Origin of the sequence: Nostoc sp. (assembly GCF_036917435.1) — a bacterium.
Classification (GTDB): domain Bacteria; phylum Cyanobacteriota; class Cyanobacteriia; order Cyanobacteriales; family Nostocaceae; genus Nostoc.
In genome coordinates, this window is sequence record NZ_JBALDM010000008.1 from 1 (window position 1) to 18,463 (window position 18,463).

Annotated in this window: 16 protein-coding genes; 11 read left to right on the plus strand and 5 right to left on the minus strand. The window is 40.4% G+C overall.

Going from position 1 to position 18,463, the window contains the following annotated elements; genetic code table 11:
* The 5 genes from V7K98_RS03675 to V7K98_RS03695 all read left to right on the plus strand — a co-directional run.
* The coding region (locus tag V7K98_RS03675) for a DUF3540 domain-containing protein (RefSeq protein WP_335019474.1) at window positions 1–232 on the plus strand (232 nt) is incomplete at its 5' end.
* Window positions 233–452: 220 nt separating this feature from the next.
* Window positions 453–3,251 (plus strand): malto-oligosyltrehalose synthase, encoded by a 2,799-nt coding sequence (gene treY, locus V7K98_RS03680; RefSeq protein WP_335019475.1) that lies wholly within the window; start codon window positions 453–455, stop codon window positions 3,249–3,251.
* Window positions 3,252–3,457: 206 nt separating this feature from the next.
* On the plus strand, window positions 3,458–4,975 hold the full coding sequence (locus V7K98_RS03685; RefSeq protein ID WP_335019476.1) for a trehalase family glycosidase: 1,518 nt from the start codon (window positions 3,458–3,460) through the stop codon (window positions 4,973–4,975).
* A gap of 79 nt (window positions 4,976–5,054) precedes the next feature.
* Window positions 5,055–5,339 carry a BrnT family toxin gene (locus V7K98_RS03690; protein WP_335019477.1) on the plus strand — a complete coding sequence of 95 codons (285 nt, stop codon included), beginning with the start codon at window positions 5,055–5,057 and terminating at the stop codon, window positions 5,337–5,339.
* Window positions 5,314–5,556 carry a BrnA antitoxin family protein gene (locus V7K98_RS03695; RefSeq protein ID WP_335019478.1) on the plus strand — a complete coding sequence of 81 codons (243 nt, stop codon included), beginning with the start codon at window positions 5,314–5,316 and terminating at the stop codon, window positions 5,554–5,556. The genes V7K98_RS03690 and V7K98_RS03695 overlap by 26 nt, the downstream gene beginning before the upstream one ends.
* 208 nt (window positions 5,557–5,764) lie before the next feature.
* Here V7K98_RS03695 and V7K98_RS03700 read toward each other — a convergent pair whose 3' ends face one another.
* A complete protein-coding gene (locus tag V7K98_RS03700) occupies window positions 5,765–5,917 on the minus strand; it encodes a hypothetical protein (RefSeq protein WP_335019479.1) in 153 nt (50 codons plus the stop codon).
* Window positions 5,918–6,395: 478 nt separating this feature from the next.
* Between V7K98_RS03700 and V7K98_RS03705 the strand changes: the two genes are divergently transcribed.
* From V7K98_RS03705 to V7K98_RS03725, 5 genes are all read left to right on the plus strand, one after another.
* Window positions 6,396–7,811: a nicotinate phosphoribosyltransferase gene (locus tag V7K98_RS03705; RefSeq protein WP_335019480.1), complete on the plus strand. Its 1,416-nt coding sequence runs from the start codon at window positions 6,396–6,398 to the stop codon at window positions 7,809–7,811.
* A gap of 44 nt (window positions 7,812–7,855) precedes the next feature.
* Window positions 7,856–8,455 carry a nicotinate-nucleotide adenylyltransferase gene (locus V7K98_RS03710; RefSeq protein WP_335019481.1) on the plus strand — a complete coding sequence of 200 codons (600 nt, stop codon included), beginning with the start codon at window positions 7,856–7,858 and terminating at the stop codon, window positions 8,453–8,455.
* The gene (locus tag V7K98_RS03715) at window positions 8,416–9,162 is read left to right on the plus strand and encodes an NUDIX hydrolase (RefSeq protein ID WP_335019482.1); all 747 of its coding nucleotides are present in this window, start codon (window positions 8,416–8,418) and stop codon (window positions 9,160–9,162) included. The genes V7K98_RS03710 and V7K98_RS03715 overlap by 40 nt, the downstream gene beginning before the upstream one ends.
* A gap of 230 nt (window positions 9,163–9,392) precedes the next feature.
* Window positions 9,393–11,111, plus strand: coding sequence for an NAD+ synthase (locus V7K98_RS03720; protein WP_335019553.1), 1,719 nt, complete (start codon window positions 9,393–9,395; stop codon window positions 11,109–11,111).
* 334 nt (window positions 11,112–11,445) lie between these two features.
* Window positions 11,446–12,354: a peptidoglycan-binding domain-containing protein gene (locus V7K98_RS03725; RefSeq protein ID WP_335019483.1), complete on the plus strand. Its 909-nt coding sequence runs from the start codon at window positions 11,446–11,448 to the stop codon at window positions 12,352–12,354.
* A 268-nt stretch (window positions 12,355–12,622) separates the two neighbouring features.
* Here V7K98_RS03725 and V7K98_RS03730 read toward each other — a convergent pair whose 3' ends face one another.
* Together V7K98_RS03730 and V7K98_RS03735 are read right to left on the minus strand one after the other, a co-directional pair.
* On the minus strand, window positions 12,623–13,738 hold the full coding sequence (locus tag V7K98_RS03730) for a response regulator (RefSeq protein WP_335019484.1): 1,116 nt from the start codon (window positions 13,736–13,738) through the stop codon (window positions 12,623–12,625).
* Between the two features lie 1,750 nt (window positions 13,739–15,488).
* Complete coding sequence (locus V7K98_RS03735; RefSeq protein WP_335019485.1) at window positions 15,489–15,980, minus strand: hypothetical protein; 492 nt, start codon at window positions 15,978–15,980, stop codon at window positions 15,489–15,491.
* A gap of 322 nt (window positions 15,981–16,302) precedes the next feature.
* Here V7K98_RS03735 and V7K98_RS03740 point away from each other — a divergent pair, with 322 nt between their 5' ends.
* Window positions 16,303–16,500 (plus strand): hypothetical protein, encoded by a 198-nt coding sequence (locus V7K98_RS03740; RefSeq protein ID WP_335019486.1) that lies wholly within the window; start codon window positions 16,303–16,305, stop codon window positions 16,498–16,500.
* A 171-nt stretch (window positions 16,501–16,671) separates the two neighbouring features.
* Here V7K98_RS03740 and V7K98_RS03745 read toward each other — a convergent pair whose 3' ends face one another.
* Both V7K98_RS03745 and V7K98_RS03750 read right to left on the minus strand, forming a co-directional pair.
* Window positions 16,672–17,100: a DUF2358 domain-containing protein gene (locus V7K98_RS03745; protein ID WP_335019487.1), complete on the minus strand. Its 429-nt coding sequence runs from the start codon at window positions 17,098–17,100 to the stop codon at window positions 16,672–16,674.
* A gap of 12 nt (window positions 17,101–17,112) precedes the next feature.
* A complete protein-coding gene (locus tag V7K98_RS03750) occupies window positions 17,113–18,267 on the minus strand; it encodes a glycoside hydrolase family 10 protein (protein WP_335019488.1) in 1,155 nt (384 codons plus the stop codon).
* Window positions 18,268–18,463 lie beyond the last annotated feature (196 nt).

Consider the following 18,463-nt stretch of genomic DNA (forward strand, 5'->3'; position numbering starts at 1 on the left):
GCTCAACGTTCATGCAAAAAGGCTCAACGTTCATGCAAAAAGGCTCAACGTTCATGCAAAAAGGCTCAACGTTCATGCAAAAAGGCTCAACGTTCATGCAAAAAGGCTCAACGTTCGAGCAAAAAGGCTCAACGTTCGAGCAAAAAAGCTCAACGTCCGAGTAAAAAGGCTCAACGTCCGAGCTAAGAGGTTGTTTGAAAAATGGTTAGCTGTGATGTTAGACACTTATTGATCCGCCCTAAACCCCCTTAAAATTTACCCCACCCTAACCCTCCCCTTGTAAAGGGGAGGGAACTGGAACTAGATTTCTTGTTTCCCCCCTTTATAAGGGGGGATTAAGGGGGGTAATACGCTTTATGCTACCGAGAAGAAGATTTTTCAAACATCCTCTAAAAAGTTTAGCGTTTACCCTCATTTCCCTCATCCCCCTTACTCCCCACTCAAAAAAAAATATGCGAATTCCTACCGCAACTTATCGAATTCAGTTTACACCCCAGTTCGGCTTTGACAACGCTAAAGCGATCGCAGCTTATCTAGCAGATTTAGGTATTTCTGATTTATATGCATCCCCAATTTTCAAAGCTCGATCTGGCAGTACCCACGGCTACGATATAGTAGATGCGACTCAACTCAACCCAGAACTGGGAACTAATGAATCCTTTGAGGCATTAGTTGCTGAAGTCCAATCCCTTGGTATGGGCTGGTTACAAGATATAGTGCCAAACCACATGGCCTATAGCAGCGAAAACGATTACTTGATGGACATATTGGAACACGGCCCAGATTCCAGTTATACTGACTACTTCGATCTTTCTTGGAATGCTCCCTTTGGCGATCGCCAAGAGCGAATTCTCGCTCCTCTCTTGGGAGATTTCTATGGTGCATCCTTAGAAAACGGACACATTCAACTCCAATACGAACAAAACGGTTTAACCGTAAACTATTACAGCTTAAAACTGCCGCTACGATTAGAATCTTATACAAAATTTATTACCCATAATCTGGGCAGACTCACCCGCACACTCGGACGCAATCATCCCGATTTTATTAAGCTATTGGGTATTTTGTATATTCTCAAAAGTGTGCCTTCAGAAGTTGCGGGAAAACAGCGACAAGACCAAATCGCATTTATTAAAGGATTGGTTTGGGAACTTTATACCACAAACGAAGCCATCCACGAGTTCATTGACGAAAATATCCAAACCTTCAACGGAGAACCAGGTAATTCCGAAAGCTTTAACTTGCTAGATGAATTACTAAACGATCAATTTTACCGTCTCGCCTTCTGGAAAGTTGGGGCGGAAGAAATGAACTACCGCCGCTTCTTTACCGTTAACGAACTTATTTCCGTTAAAGTTGAAGAAATGCGAGTTTTTAATAATACCCACAGCCTGATTCAAAAGCTAGTTGAAGAAGGCAAATTTACAGGCTTACGCATCGATCATATTGATGGACTCTATAACCCAATCCAGTATCTAGAAAGACTGCGCGAAAAGACGGGAGATGTTTATATTACAGTCGAGAAGATTTTAGAAATCACCGAAGAACTGCCGGAAAACTGGGAAATTGAAGGGACATCGGGATATGACTTTCTTAACTATGTAAATGGTGTATTTTGTCAAACTGAAAATGAATCATCCTTCGATAAAATTTACCATAACTTTATTGGTTCAAGAGTAGATTATTCATCAGTAGTGAAGGATAAAAAGCACTTGATACTAGAAAAGAATTTAGCCGGTGATATTGACAATTTGGCTCTTTTGTTAAAGAACATTTCCAGCAAATATCGTTATGGCAATGATTTTACCCTCAATGGCTTGAAAAGAGCGATCGCCGAAGTTTTGACCCTGTTCCCGATTTACCGTACATATATTACACCAGATGGAATTGGGGATAGCGATCGCGCTACCATTCAAGAAGTAATTCGCCAAGCCAAAGAACAAACGCCCCTGTTGCAGCACGAACTGACCTTTATTGAGAAGTTAATGGTGCTAGATTTTGATAATTCTCTGACTCAAACAGAACGCGAACAGTGGATATATTTCGTCTTGCGGATGCAGCAATATAGCGGCCCGCTAATGGCCAAAGGTGTAGAAGACACCACCTTATATGTTTACAATCGCTTGCTGTCGCTGAATGAAGTCGGGGGAAATCCGGGGCATTTTGGGATTGATTTAGCCAAATTTCATGGCTTTAACAAACAGCACCAAGTTACCTGGCCTCATACAATGAACACCACAGCTACCCACGACACCAAACGCGGCGAAGATGTGCGGGCTAGATTAAATGTGTTGTCAGAAATCCCCGAAGAATGGGATCAGCAGGTAAATACCTGGAGTGCCATTAATCGAGGAAGTCGCATTCATCGCCACGGCTTTGCTATACCCGATGCTAACGATGAGTATTTTATCTATCAAACCCTAGTCGGGGCGTTTCCCTTTGTGGAACAGGAACACGCATCCTTTGTAGAACGGATGAAGGATTATATAATTAAGGCAATCCGAGAAGCGAAAGTGCATACAGCTTGGTTGCGCCCTGATAGCGAGTATGAAGAAGCCTGTACTTCGTTTATTGAGAAAATACTCGATCCTTCCATCTCCGAGGAATTTCTAAAAGCCTTTCGTCCCTTTCAGCAGCGAATTGCAGAGTATGGTATCTTCAATTCCCTTTCCCAAACTCTACTAAAGATTACCGTACCCGGCGTACCCGACTTGTACCAAGGAACAGAACTTTGGGAACTAAGTCTAGTCGATCCAGATAATCGCCGTCCCGTGGATTTTGAACAGCGACGTAGTTACTTAAGCGCCATGCGCGAAGAGGTGAAAACAGATATTCTCAGACTAATTCAGGAGTTACTGAACGACAAAACAGACGGTAGAATTAAACTATTTTTAACGGCTCAATTACTCCAAGCCAGAACAAACTATGTCTCATTATTCCAGGATGGCGACTATCTGCCGTTAGAAGTTCAGGGAACCTACGCCAATCACATTATCGCCTTTGCGCGACGGGAAGGAAATCAAACAGCGATCGCGATCGCCCCACGCTTTCTAACCAGCCTCATCCAACCCGGAGAAAACCCCTTGGGTGAGTCAGTTTGGCAAGATACCCACCTACAATTACCCTCTGGAACTCCCCTCAACTGGACAAACGTTCTCACTCAGCAACCTTTACAGACTACAGAAATCCTATCTATCGGATCTGCCCTTGCCCATTTTCCAGTTGCTTTGTTAGTTAGTACTGCCGAGTAAATAATTCGTAATGGGCTACGCCCCGCTACGCTAACGTAATTCGTAATTACACTCCTGCGAGTCTGTGGGCGTGATTAGTAATTACGAATTACGATGTATCTATAGTTATGCAGAGAAATGTGGGATAAAGCCTCTGCGTATCTCTGCACTTCTCTGCGTTAAAAAATTCTTTTCTTGACTCCTCAACACCCTGCCAAATTGAAATTATGACCACTCCCCCAACACCCACCACCATACAGATTGACACTGTACGCGCCCACATCAAAAAAACCTGGAAAACCTTAACGCGATCGCACCAAGACTTATTAAAATCTGCAAAGGATACCAAGCTAGACCACGAAACTGATACTCCTTGGTTAGTCTACATTTCCCCCTTAGAAGATTGTCCTAACATTCAGGCTGTATTAGAGCGATCGCTATCTCCCAAGGATATGCAAAGAATTGAAATTCGCACTTTACCGTCGGAAGTCGAAGCGATTGAAGAGCATGGACTATTATACCTACCAGGGCCTTATGTTGTACCAGGTGGTCGGTTTAACGAAATGTATGGCTGGGATAGCTACTTTATATTACTGGGACTTCTGCACGATGAAGAATGGGAACTAGCACAAAGTCAGGTTGACCAATTACTGTACCAGGTGAAGCATTACGGTACTATCCTCAATTCCAACCGGACTTATATGCTATCGCGATCGCAGCCTCCCGTTCTCAGCATGATGGTTTTGGCATTATTCCAGCACACCAAAGATGAAGAGTGGTTAAAGTCAACCGTACCGCTTTTAGAGCAGTTTTACTATTACTGGGTAGTACCGCCCCATTTGAATCCGGCAACAGGCTTATCTAGATTTTATGCCCTTGGGGACGGCCCCGCGCCAGAAGTTTTGTTTTCCGAGCGGGATGAGGAGGGAAAAAGTCATTACGATCGCGTCAAGGAATATTATCAAACCCATGAAGTTGAAGATTACGACGTTAATCTTTACTACGATCGCGAAAATGACGAACTGACCAATTTATTTTACAAGGGCGATCGCACCATGCGCGAGTCCGGTTTTGATATCACCAACCGTTTTGGCCCTTTCAGCGCTGATATCCTCCACTATGCTGCTGTGTGCCTCAACAGTTTGATATATCAGATGGAACAAGATTTAGCCCAAATTAACAGTATTTTGGGGAATGAAGAACTAAAACAGCAATGGCGCGATCGTGCAGATATCCGCCGCGATCGCATCGATCAATGTCTTTGGGATGAAGAACAAGGACTCTATTTTGACTATCACTTTCAGAGTGGAGAACGCCGCCGCTACGAATTTGCTACCACCTTTTATCCCCTGTGGTTGGGAATTGCTTCTCAAGCCCAAGCCCAGCGACTTGTTGACAATCTCCATTTGTTTGAAGCCCCAGGCGGAATTCTTACCAGTACTCGTGTCACCGGCAACCAATGGGATGCCCCCTTCGGTTGGGCACCATTGACATTAATTGCTGTGCAAGGACTTCACCGTTATGGATTTCATACAGAAGGCGATCGCATTGCCAACAAATTTTTAGCGATGGTAGTTAAAGAATTCGAGCGTCACAACACCCTAGTTGAAAAATATGATGTTGAACGCTGTTCTGCCAACGTTTCTGACGACATTTCCTTTGGATATAGTTCTAACGAAGTTGGCTTCGGCTGGACAAATGGAGTCATTCTAGAACTCCTAGCAGTCGGTGGGAAAAAAGTTTAAAGTAAAAAGGCGTGAGGAAAAAACTCACGTCCTTGTCTTATTTATTACACTTGACTCTATATGGATTATGTATAGTTGAATGAAATTTGAATGGGACAAAAATAAAAACCAACAAAATATTCAGAAACATGGCATTAGTTTTGAAGAAGCTACAGAAATATTTGAAGGTGTTGTTTTCACCTCAATTGATGAACGCTACGACTATGAAGAAATTCGAGAGATTAGTATTGGCTCAATCCAAGGCGTTATAATTATTACCGTCGCCCATACAGATAGAAACGGCAAAATTCGATTAATCTCTGCCCGAAAAGCCACCCCCAAAGAAAAGAGAACCTACTATGAGTATCTCGCCCAATCGACTTAAAGAACTCCAAAATATCCCTGATACAGCAATTGATACTTCAGATATTCCTGAATTAGATCGGCAATTCTGGGAAACAGCCAAAATGGTAAAACCTGTTAGCGAAGAAGCTACATTAATTCAACTAGATCAAGATATTTTGGATTGGTTTAAAAGCAAAGGAAAAGGCTACCAATCTCTAATTAACTCCGCTCTCCGCTCTTATATTGAGCGTAGTTGATAAGTCAAGAGCAGGAATACAGAATAAATTTAAAAGTGGTGGCATATTGCATAATACGCCACCACTTTTAAATAAAGAGATTTAAGTACAGAGCTAAATCTACATTGAGTGGTTTTCAATTATATGGTTTATCTGAATCTCCTACTCATTGCCCAAGCTGAATTCTGAATTTTGACTCCTGTATTCTCTATCAATGCTATGTCAGCACCTAATTATTATCATCTTTACGCTTATCGTAAGGCTCACCTGTAAAAGGTTGTACCCCACTAGCAGGATAAGCATCATCATTAGGGCTAAAAATCCGCATTGCAGCCTCAGAAATATACCGAGTTATATTGGCAAGGATTTTGGAAATAGCCATAATATTTGGACTCCTTATTTTTGAGTCGCTTTAATTGTGCTAGCTATATTCTAATACTCATATTATTGACTAAGATTAATTCTCAATATATTGAGAATTAATGCAATCTTTATTCAGATAACTTTGTAATACTTTATTTTGTCAACAAGTCAAATTTCCCTCTTCGATTCTAATTCAAACTTAGCCATTTATTCAACCCCAGACTGGTAAATAAGCAGGAAAACAAACTTGCCTTCTATCGGTTACTTAACCCAGATTTCTCACCAATCAGTTTTTACTATCCTCCCGATCAAACAAACTAAACATTATTGCTAGCTTTTACTATTAAAAAATATTAAGTATTTTGTAAATCTAGTATAAATTTACCTACGAATCTACTGTTCCACAGCAATCTGTAAAATATCCTTAATGGTAGTTGACATTATTTATGGTAAATATTACCATAAATGAAAGAAGCAGCTTGTAAGGAATCTCTTGCATGACAACTTTGCCAGATTTGGACTATGTATATAAACAACAAAGTCAGCAGAACCAGGAATTAAACCTCTCGGCTGATGACTATAGCTTGCTGACGGATCTTTATCAATTGACAATGGCAGCTTGTTACACTGGCGTTGGTATCGAACAACGACGGGCTAGCTTTGAGTTGTCTGTCAGACGATTGCCAGAGGGTTTTGGTTATTTAATTGCAATGGGGCTGACGCAAGCATTGGAATATTTAGCCAAAATCCGTTTTAGTGCCGCACAAATTGCTGCATTACAGGCAACGGGAATTTTTGCTCACGCAAGCGATCGCTTTTGGTCACTTTTAGCGGAGGGAAAGTTTACTGGTGATGTTTGGGCAGTACCAGAAGGGACAGCCGTATTTGCCAATCAGCCACTTTTGCGAGTAGAAGCACCACTTTGGCAAGCACAATTAGTAGAAACTTACCTCTTAAATACTATTAATTACCAGACTTTGATTGCCACAAAAGCAGCAAGGTTGCGGGATGTAGCGGGGGAAGAAGCAACACTTTTAGAATTTGGCACAAGACGAGCATTTAGTCCCCAAGGGTCTTTGTGGGCAGCGCGGGCGGCGTTGGCAGGTGGGTTAGATTCCACCTCCAATGTGTTAGCAGCGCTACAACTGGGAGAAAAGCCGAGTGGTACGATGGCTCACGCCCTGGTGATGGCGTTATCAGCAATAGAAGGCACTGAAGAACAAGCTTTTAGTGCATTTCATCGATATTTTCCGGGTGCGCCGTTGTTGATTGATACTTACGATACCATTGCTGCTGCCCAGCGCTTGGCCGAAAAAGTAAATTCCGGAGAAATGCAATTATCAGGAGTGCGATTAGACTCAGGAGATTTAGTTACCTTATCAAAACAGGTGCGATCGCTCCTTCCCGGTGTACCAATTTTTGCCAGTGGCGATTTGGATGAGTGGGAAATTGCCAGATTAAAAGCTGCTGGGGCGCAAATTGATGGTTACGGATTGGGAACTCGATTAGTTACAGGTTCGCCTGTAAATGGAGTCTATAAACTTGTAGACATTGATGGTATCCCAGTGATGAAGCAGTCGAGTGGTAAGCTTACTTATCCAGGGCGTAAGCAGATTTTTCGTTCGTTTACGGGAGGTAAGGTAAAAGCAGACAGGTTGGGACTTTTAGGTGAAATTCCTCAAGAAGAAGAACCTTTGTTGCAATTGGTAGTGCAAGAAGGTGAACGAGTGCAGCCCTTGGAATCTTTGGCAACAATTCGTCAGCGTACCGCCGCCTCAGTTGTGAGTTTGCCACAACAGACACGGCGTTTGGATTATCCGGTGGCTGTAGAAGTGGAGATTTCTGAGGAGTTACGGGTGTTGACGGAGGAGACTAAGAAACGAACCGCAGAGGCACAGAGAACACAGAGGTAAGAAGTACTATTTCAGTCTGTCTTAATTACTAATTACGAATTATTATGAGAGTTGCTTTGTTTGGAACGAGTGCCGATCCGCCAACTGCGGGACATGAAGAAATTCTGAGTTGGTTGTCTGCACGCTATGATTGGGTAGCGGTTTGGGCAGCAGATAATCCATTTAAGTCTCATCAAACACTCCTAGAACATCGGGCGGCAATGTTGCAACTGTTGATTGCGAATATAGACGCACCACAGCACAATATTGCTTTGGAACAAGAATTAAGTAGCTTCCGAACGCTGGAAACAGTTGAGAAAGCTAAGATTACTTGGGGTGAAGACGCTGAATTAACGATGATTATTGGTTCAGATTTACTGAGTCAACTGCCACGTTGGTATCGCATTGAAGATTTGTTGCAGCAAGTGCGACTACTCATTGTACCGCGACCCGGATATGCAATAGATGAGTCTAGTTCAGAGGTAGTGCAAAAGCTGGGAGGGAAAATTGCGATCGCTAGTCTGACCGGTCTAGATGTTTCCTCAACAGCATACCGCGAACATGGAGATTCTGAAGCCCTCACAGCCCCTGTAGTTGCCTATATTAATCGAGAGCATTTGTACGAATGCCAGGACGTTCCCAAAAAAAGATATCAACTCCGTTAAACCAACAACCTTTGGCTGATTTCAAGGTTGGTGTGGATAATGTAATTTTTTCTGTAGATACTGTACAAAATCGGCTGTTAGTTCTACTAGTAATGCGACAGCAAGAACCATTTTTAAATCATTGGAGTCTTCCCGGTACTTTAGTACGTCCCGGAGAGTCTTTAGAAGATGCCGCTTATCGCATTATGGCAGAGAAAATTAAGGTCAACAATCTCTACTTAGAACAACTCTATACATTTGGCGGGCCAAATCGCGATCCACGAGAAGCAACTGATAGTTATGGTGTGCGTTATCTATCAGTTAGTTACTTTGCCCTAGTGCGATTTGAAGAAGCCGAATTAATTGCCGATCGCATGACTGGTATAGCTTGGTATCCAGTAAAACAAGTGCCGCAATTAGCTTTTGACCATAATGAAATTCTGGCTTATGGACACAGACGGTTACGAAATAAATTAGAGTATAGCCCGGTGGCTTTTGAAGTCTTACCAGAAATGTTTACCTTAAATGATTTATATCAGTTATACGCCACAGTTTTAGGTGATAACTTTTCCGACTATTCTAATTTTCGGGCGCGTCTACTCAAGTTGGGTTTTTTATGCGATACCAGAATTAAGGTATCACGAGGTGCTGGTCGTCCTGCTAGTTTGTATAAGTTTGACGCTGAAGCTTTTGCTCCCTTAAAAGATAAACCCTTGGTGTTTATTTAACCAACCTTTAGGTGAGAGAAAGGCATAAGGGAGAATAACCAATCTGACTTTTAACGTCATGTGGAAAAACCCCCGAAAAACCTAACCCCCTAACCCCCAACTCGTCGCGGGAAGGGGGAAAATTCAAAGTCTCTCTCCTTTTAGGAGAGAGATTTAGAGAGAGGTTTTCCAGATACCGTGAAAAGTCAGAATAACCAATGCCCCATGCCCAATGCCCCATAACAAATAATATGAAAATTGCGATCGCTCAAATTAATCCGACAATTGGTGATTTGCTTTTAAATGCCCAAACAATCTTAGAGGCGGCACAACGCGCAGCATCTAGCGGTGCGCGTTTGTTGCTCACACCAGAACTTTCTTTATGTGGCTATCCACCAAGAGATTTATTACTAAATCCTAGTTTTGTGGAAGCGATGGGCATCACTTTACAAAACTTGGCTCAAGATTTACCACCAAATTTAGCTGTGTTGGTAGGAACTATTGAACAGAATATACAAGCACATATTAGTGGTGGTAAGACTTTATTTAATAGCATGGCTTTGTTAGAGAATGGCAAGGTCAAGCAAGCTTTTCACAAGCGCCTTTTGCCTACTTACGATGTCTTTGACGAACGTCGCTATTTTGAAGCAGGGTTACAAGCTAATTATTTCACTTTAGATAATATCCATATTGGCGTAACTATTTGCGAAGATTTATGGAATGATGAGGAATTTTGGGGCAAGCGTACTTATGCAGTAAATCCAATTGCTGATTTAGCAATTTTGGGTGTAGATTTGATTGTCAATTTGTCTGCTTCGCCTTACACGGTCGGCAAGCAGCAACTCCGAGAAACAATGCTCAAGCATAGTGCAGTCCGTTTTCAACAACCGATTATTTATGCTAATCAGGTTGGCGGAAATGACGATCTAATTTTTGATGGGCGTAGTTTTGCCTTAAATCGTCAAGGTGAAATTATGTGTCGCGCCCGTGGCTTTGACACCGATTTAGTGTTGGTTGAATTTGATGAGGAACTACGGGATTTACAGTTGGGTTCTGTAGAACCTGCTTATGAATCAGAAGATGAGGAGATTTGGCAAGCTTTGGTTTTGGGAGTGCAAGATTATGCTCGTAAGTGTCGTTTTTCTAAAGTAGTCTTGGGTTTAAGTGGCGGGATTGACTCGGCAATCGTAGCTGCGATCGCAGCTGCTGCACTTGGTAAAGAAAATGTCCTCGGTGTTCTCATGCCTTCCCCTTACAGTTCGGAGCATTCCATCAGTGATGCTGTGGCATTAGCCGATAATTTGGGGATTAAGACTAATCTTTTACCAATTGGCGAGTTAATGCAAGGCTTCGATCAAACTTTAGGCGATTTGTTTGCGGGTACAGAGTTCGGACTGGCTGAGGAAAATATACAGTCTCGGATTCGGGGTAATTTATTAATGGCGATCGCTAATAAGTTTGGCTATCTCCTTTTATCTACAGGTAACAAGTCAGAAATGGCTGTGGGTTACTGTACTCTCTACGGCGATATGAATGGCGGATTAGCAGTGATTGCAGATGTTCCGAAAACCCGTGTGTATTCACTTTGCCAATGGTTAAATCGCAATAAAGAAATCATCCCGCAAAACGTCTTGACAAAAGCACCCAGCGCCGAACTCAAACCAGGACAAGTGGATCAAGACTCTTTACCGCCTTACGAAATTTTGGACGATATTTTGCAACGCCTGGTTCACAACCACCAATCAGCAACGCAAATTGTTGCAGCCGGTCACGATTCGGTAATTGTAGACAGAGTAATTCAAATGGTGGCGCGGGCTGAATTTAAACGGCGACAAGCACCCCCCGGATTGAAAATCACCGATCGCGCCTTCGGAACTGGTTGGCGAATGCCAATTGCTAGTAACTGGGTTGGTGTCAAAAAGGCTTACCAGACTAAAACCACAGCTACACCTAACCTTAGTTTGTTGTGATGTGTAGTTTTGCGTACAGCATTTCGTTTCTCAGCACTCTTCATCAAAAAAACTTAATCGCAATCCCATCTGATTTGTGAAAATTCGCAGTGTCCAGATCCCCGACTTCTTTGAGAAGTCGGGGATCTAACTTTTCACGAGTGATTTAGGACTGGTATGTATTGCCAGTAAATAGTTTTTTTCTGTGTAATCTCTGTGAATTTTTGTGTGCTAAATCATAAATTAATAGTAAAAATTATGACATCGTGTTCTAGCCAAGAGTATAGTTTCAAACAACATCAAATTTTAAAATGATGTTTATACTTAGAAGTAAGTAAATTAGAGCAGGTGCATAATGAAACTACAAGATTTCTTGGGAAAAAATGAGAAATGGTCATTTGATGCGATCGCACAAGATCCAGATTTGTCTAGTCAAATTCAGGTACTGCTAATCGGCTTAGGTTTGCTAGAACCTCCAGCCGATGGGAAATTTGGCCCTGTTTCTGTGATATCTCTCAAAAAATTTCAAGAATTAGCAAAGACTGAAGAGAGTGGCTTTTTAGGAGCAGTCACAGCCAAGAAACTGATTGAAACCAAAATAGACGATCTTCCTCAACCTCCGTTAAAACTTGGTAATGACATAGCTAGTAGGATTGTGAAATACTTGCTATCCAAAGATTATCAGGTATTTACCAATCCCAAAGAATATAACATTGTTTATATTGAAGGTATAAATGCAGACTGGAATCTCAACAGTGATACACCCAATGAATTTAACGATCGCCGGATTGTGATTGAAGTAGTAAATGGCGTTCCTAAAATCGTAGATCACTGGGAAGCGACTACAGAACCAGGGAAATACTACACTTATAATCCGATGAATCCCAAAGGAGCAGCAAGAATTCAGTTTGGGCAATACAAAGCTTGGGCTGTTGGTATTCACGGTACAGCAGAACCTCACGAAGCATTAGTGCAAGTTGGAGATATCACTGTTTGTAGAGATTTCAACCAAGATTTTAAACGGACTGGCGACAAGCTTGATACAGGTGATGATTTTTATGTGAATCAACACTACGGCTTTGATTTCCCCAGAAATGATATTCGCCTTGCTAGCGCAGGTTGTTTAGTGGGACGTACTCGTGACGGACATAGAGAGTTTATGGCGATTATTAAACAAGACCGCCGTTATGTTGCTAATCGCAAATATACTTTTTACACTACCGTAATTCCTGGCGATGATTTACTGAAAACGTTTCCAAAATGAGGTAATTAGTAACTTTTAACAATTCCCCAACTTGTAGCTGTGGGGAATTTTTTTATCTCAAGCCAATAGGATAGTTTTCAATCAATACTGTTCGGTTAAGAAAAGAGACGCGAGTAATCGCCATCTTTACAATAAATTCTAATGAATAATTATTTTAATTCAGCCAGAAAATCGTCTATTACCACAATAGTAGTCATTCAGATAATAATCAACCTTAAATTCCAAAAAAATATGTTGACTACAGTGAGTTATTTATTATAATAGCAAATTAAATAATATGTTTAAAGATTGTTTTGAGTAAATCTCCTTGTGTAAAAGGCTTAGTTAAATAACCAGAGGCTCTAACCATTTTAGCTCTAGCTCTGTCTAGAAATCCTACTTTTTCTGACACCATAATCACAGGTGTATTTTTAAAATTTGAGTTTTTACGCAGCAAAGAGCATAGTTCATATCCATCTAAATTAGGCATTGAAATATCCAACAAAATTATATCGGGTTTGGTATTAACAATTTGCATTAAAGCTTTTAGAGAATCGGTAACTCCGACAACAGAAAACATTTGTTCATCTAAATAACTTTGAATAACATTCAATACAGTAGGACTGTCATCAATACAAAAGATTGTGTAGATTTTTTTGTCAGCAGGTTGTTGGATGATTTGCTGACCCCTATATTCATTACTCTTAATAGAGTAGGCTGATGGTTTATAGCTGTTTGTTCTAGACGAATTTGGTGTACTTTTACTTTTAGGTTTTAGCTCATTTATTTTGAACAATTCTGAGGGATGCGACTGAGAAGTTGGTGGTGTTCGACGATAAACAGCTTCTCTATGAGAGGCTTCTCTTTCAGAGACACTAACGCTTCGGGGTGTTTGGCATTGTTCAACCAGTAAGCGGAGATTCAGATGACAAAACTTTGGCATGTCATCCAGAAAACTTTCAGGAATAAATTCATAACTACCCTCTTGTAAGTTCAGAAATGACTCCAGAACTTCTAGCGCCAATTGCTCTATCAGCATCGCCGCTTCAGAAGGACTAATATATTTCTGATTGACTAACCAGCAAATAGCCAGATAATCTGGGTTCGGTATCGCTTGATTTTCAATCCCAGTTTCAAATATCGCCCGCAACTGTTGGTGAATTTCACGAGGGAGAGTAGAAATTTGCTGACTCAAGCTTTGCAAATTCCTGTAAAGTGGCTCAAACATTTTCTCTGAGTAGCAGGCATAAATTAGTTTACCTTCGTCTACATATAATGACCAAGAGCCTGAAGTGCTAAACACTTGCAAACAACCAGTAACCGACTTACCAGTGATTTTTTTCAATAAAGATAAAGGCTGGAGCTTTTGAAAAAATCTGTATCTACTAATCGGAAGTGTCTTCATTAGAATGGCTCTAGAATCAAATTAACATTTGCAGGCAAAATTAGTGAATTACCTTTTCGGAATTCACCGTGACTTTGTTGGAAACACTATCAAATAAATATAGCGGTCACATTTGAGTTAGTACAGAGATTTCACACCCCCCAACTCTTAATTAACCAATCTCTGTTAAGCTGGAAATCACGAATTACAATTAAACCAATTCATATTATTGCTCCATAGCAAAATCGCCCGACTGGTTGCCAGGATATAGTATTTCAAAAATTAGATTGGTTTTCTGTATCTTTCGCTAATCTAGCCAATCTAACAGTAGCTCAAATACAACAAACAGACTATTGGCTCTCGCCCATCAGTCACAAAAGCATCATTGTTTTCCGTATTTTGCAACCTAAAATAGCAGATTCTTTAGTTCTCTTAGAAAGGTTTTTTTGCCCATAATGCTAAATTCTAGAGCAACCTAAATCTCCTGCAACTTAGACGAAAATCCTTCTACAAGAGGCATTCTATAGCTTAAATCCTCTTTAATAAACGATGTTTTTGTAGCCGTGAGAAGAGTCGTAGGGTACTTTTGCTAGAAGTTTATTCTTGAAGGAAACTTCACCAAGAGCATAAGTATTATTAACAACTAAGCATTAAAAAACTCAATGTCTTACTTAGGTTTCTGAGTGTAAATAAGTGGGCGGAATTCGCATCGCGTCTTCGACAGGAGATATCTGTCATTTGTCTTTTGTTATTAGGCATTAGCAAAAGTTTTAAACCTGTTTACGTTTCGTAACATTGTTTGATTTATTCCTATCGACTTACTGAGAGCAACTCTTAATGCTGGAATTGGGCAAAATGAGCGCTTGCAGAACAAGGACACTAAACCCCCAGCAAGGATGAGTTAGCTGATATAGCAAGAGCCAAGGTGGTTAGGACATCATCTGTTGATGAAACTTAGACACAAAAAGACTTTTCACCCAGTCCCCAGTCCCTAGTCCCCAGTCCCTTGCTATAATTGCCGCCATAATGGTGTGTGGTGAGATGCATAAGCGACCAGTTCAGCACAGGGGAATCTCTTCATAAGTGATGGAAACGGGTTTTAATGTTGTGTCGGGCTAAATAGTCATCCTGTACAATTTGAAGTGAAAAATTCAAGAACTTACAGCTAAATTCTTGATTGCTAGTAGTCTGTCAAGTTTAAATTGATGGGTAAGAAAGTTCGTAGTAAGGACTTCAGTCCTTATTTTCTCAGCAAGCTTTGTGCTTACTACAAACTTTTCATTACTAGCTTGACAGACTAGTAGTACATACCTGCGAAATAGCTATTTTTAGCTAGATGGTAGATAACAAGTAACATACTCACTAAAATTCAGATTACTATAACTTTCAAAAAAAAGTTAGCAGCAATATATAAACTTCATGATAAATCAGTAAAGTAAACAGAAAAACTAATTAATATTATGTTTCAGTATTTATTTGGTCTAATATCCGGGAAGGCTGAAAATGTACAGTAAAAGATAATATAGTCTACTTATTTAATTACACCTATAAATAAGTGAATCATTTTATAATAGCAATTTGACCGAATAATCTCAAGTTTTAAAAGTCACAAATATAAATACAAAATTCTCCCCGTAGCAGTAGCCAGTAGTAAATATTGCATTTATTAATCCATAAGCTATATGTAGCAAAAAGACGCAAAGAAATTTCTTTGCGTCTTTGGCGTGAGATTTAGAACTGGACATTCTCACTCTTATAGTTCTCCATCTACTTAAAATTGCTCCCGCCAGCACCAGCTTAAAAGTGTGCCACCAGCCACCAGCTTGACAACTTCCAGTAACCAATAACTACCATGTAGTAAATTCATTGTTGATGGAATAGACGCAGTAGCTTCAAATAGATTGAGTTGAACCCCAATCGCGCACATTTGCGGAGTTAAGAAGTAGGTGTCAAGTATAGCTATAGTTAGCAGCAACCCAGATAAAATAATACTGCCAATCTGCCAGTGATATTGGGTTTTACCCAAAGCTAATGCCCCAGTTAATACTACAGCAGCAGATAATAATTCCATACGATTGAAGTTCCAAAAAATCGTATAACCTGCTGTTGTAAAACCAGCTTGGCTCATCATGCCGGAAAGATAAAGGCTAGGCATAATTACCCAGTCTAAAACTAAACTAGCACTGAGCCAAAAGCCCAAAGTCAATATGATAGCGGTTTGCCAAATTGGTCGTTTGAATTCAATGTTAGAAATAGCGGTCATAAAATAATTGCGTGTGTTGTATTGTTAGTGTCTAACTTCACCAGCAATTTGACAAGTAATATCAATTAACCTTTACAAAGCAATTTCTCTTAATTCATTCTTAACTCGATCGTAAGATTTTTTAAAGTTAATTGAGAAATATTAAGATTCTTTAAAAAGTAATTTAAATGGATTTTTCTTGTTAGAAATACTCAATTTTTGATATTGAAAGGAATTGAGCGATCGCCTTTATTACCTTCTGTTGTGCAAAATAAGTCTCAAGATAGTGTGTGTCTCACCACAGAACAACTTAAGCTTGGTGTATAAGTTTAGAGAAATAGTGATGAATAAGGAAACAGTTCCTAGTCAAGCTGAAAAATCTAATCCACAAGGGGAACCATCGGAACTAAGTCCAGAGGTACTCGACAAAATCAAACACCCTGCGAAAATCGACGATGTTATTCGGGAGCAATCACCAGAAGAACGTAAGAGTAATCCAGCTTTAGTACCAGAAATCATTGACGATCCAACCGATCAATGATCGAGTTTGCGAAAGAGCCATTGAAAAACTCAGATTCCCCACACTCCTAAAAGTGAGTGTGAGGCTTCTGCTGTTTTAGCTAAAAACTTGGGAATCTTACTATACAGGATATTTGCTTACAAACCAAAACATAGGTTTGGCATTTTTGTGACTTAATTCGTTCGTATCTAATTAGCTTTTTCCTCCCTTTTGCCAAAACTGCTTTAAAATTTCCCCTGGCTTTCTATCCCAGGTGTCGATATGCTCGTATATCAAATTATCTTGATTGAGTTTATATGTTGAATAGCCATTAAAAAGCAAACCTGCTTTCCACGGAACACGCAACACTCCCCGCACTGTCCACTTTGCTAAAATCGTATCTTCGGCTGACTGAGATATATCATGCACATCAAAGTAAATTTGGGTAAAAAATAGCCGAGCGTGAAATCGCAAAGTCCAAAATATAATGCGATAGTTAAATTTGTATTTGAATGTATTTACCGGGTCTTTAAAATATATATCTTGTGTATAAATGTCATAAGAAATATCTTTTTCAAAAAGCGTTGGTAAATCCTGTTTGAGAATTTTAATTAATTTTTCCACTGATAATTGAGATTCCACGCGACTTTTTCCTTAAAAAATCTTTTTTAATAGCTTTTCCATCCCTTGCCAAATAGAAGATGTCCTCTTGTTAATCACACCACCCGCACTGAAATCTGACAGAGTGGGAAATGATGCAGACTTAGCATAGGGGCCATTTCGCAAAACTTTAGCTAGGGTATTGTTATTTTCGCGCAAACCTTCGTAAAAAAAGAATACCTCTCCTTGAATACCAAGTTGACGATTGTATTCAATTGCCTGCACCAGATATTCTGGACTAATAGAATAATTGCCAAGCTTCATCAATATTCCCGGTGCTAACTTGGGCAGTGTCGCATCAGTGAACTGCTGGCTTACTAGTTTATCAGCGATCGCACTATAACTCCCAAAATCACGCCGATAAATCTGCGGCTGAATCATATCGACTATTCCCCGATTCAGCCAGGTGGGTGAGTCTTGCAAATATTCCTGGAATGCCCAATCATGGATATTAGGTGCGATCGCTACTAGCAAATTAGGATTAACTGCTTTCACCTCCCCATAGAGACGCGCCAAAAAGTCAGTGAGAATATCTGCACGCCACTGTAGCCATTGCCTATCCTTGGGATTCTTTGGCGGATTGCGATCGAATTGCTGACGATAGCGGCTGACAGTTCCCTCATCATAGCCACCTTCACACGGGAATGCAGGGAAGCGATCGTCACCTTGAATACCATCCACGTCGTAATTATTCGCAACTTCCAGCACCAAGTTTAACAAGAATTCCTGCACTTGTGGGTCGAGTGCATTCAACCACTCAAAGCCGTTTTTCTTCAGTAAGTTGCCCTTAATATCACGCGCAGCCCATTCCGGTTTTTTTTGTAAAAGCACACCACCATTCAAATTGTAGGAACTGGCAAAACCATATTCAAACCAAGGAATAACTTTCAACCCAACTCGCCGCGCCTCCACTACCACTTCTTCTAAAGGGTCACGCCCTACAAATATAGGGTCAATTTCAACCCCAAAAATTTGCTGCATTGTTTGGCTGGGATAGAGAGTTACTGCCTTATTCCAAACAACGGGAAACACCACATTAAATCCTGTTTCGGCTAGAAAATCCATCGCCTCAGCAATGCGTTCCTTTGACCTGAGAACTTTACTATCAGTAGTGGTCAACCAGATACCGCGCGTTTCTATTGTATTCATTTGATTTGTCTCTCAAATAATCATATTATTGCTCTTGCCTTGACTAAAGAAACTGCTAAATAAATTTCATAAATGAGATTTTTTATCTTAGTTACTATATTCTAGTAATTGTATGAAAATCTGTTATTTTACTACGAATATCTATCCAAAGGTGAATTGCTATTTTAAAAGTATCTTTTAATAGATGTTTTCATCA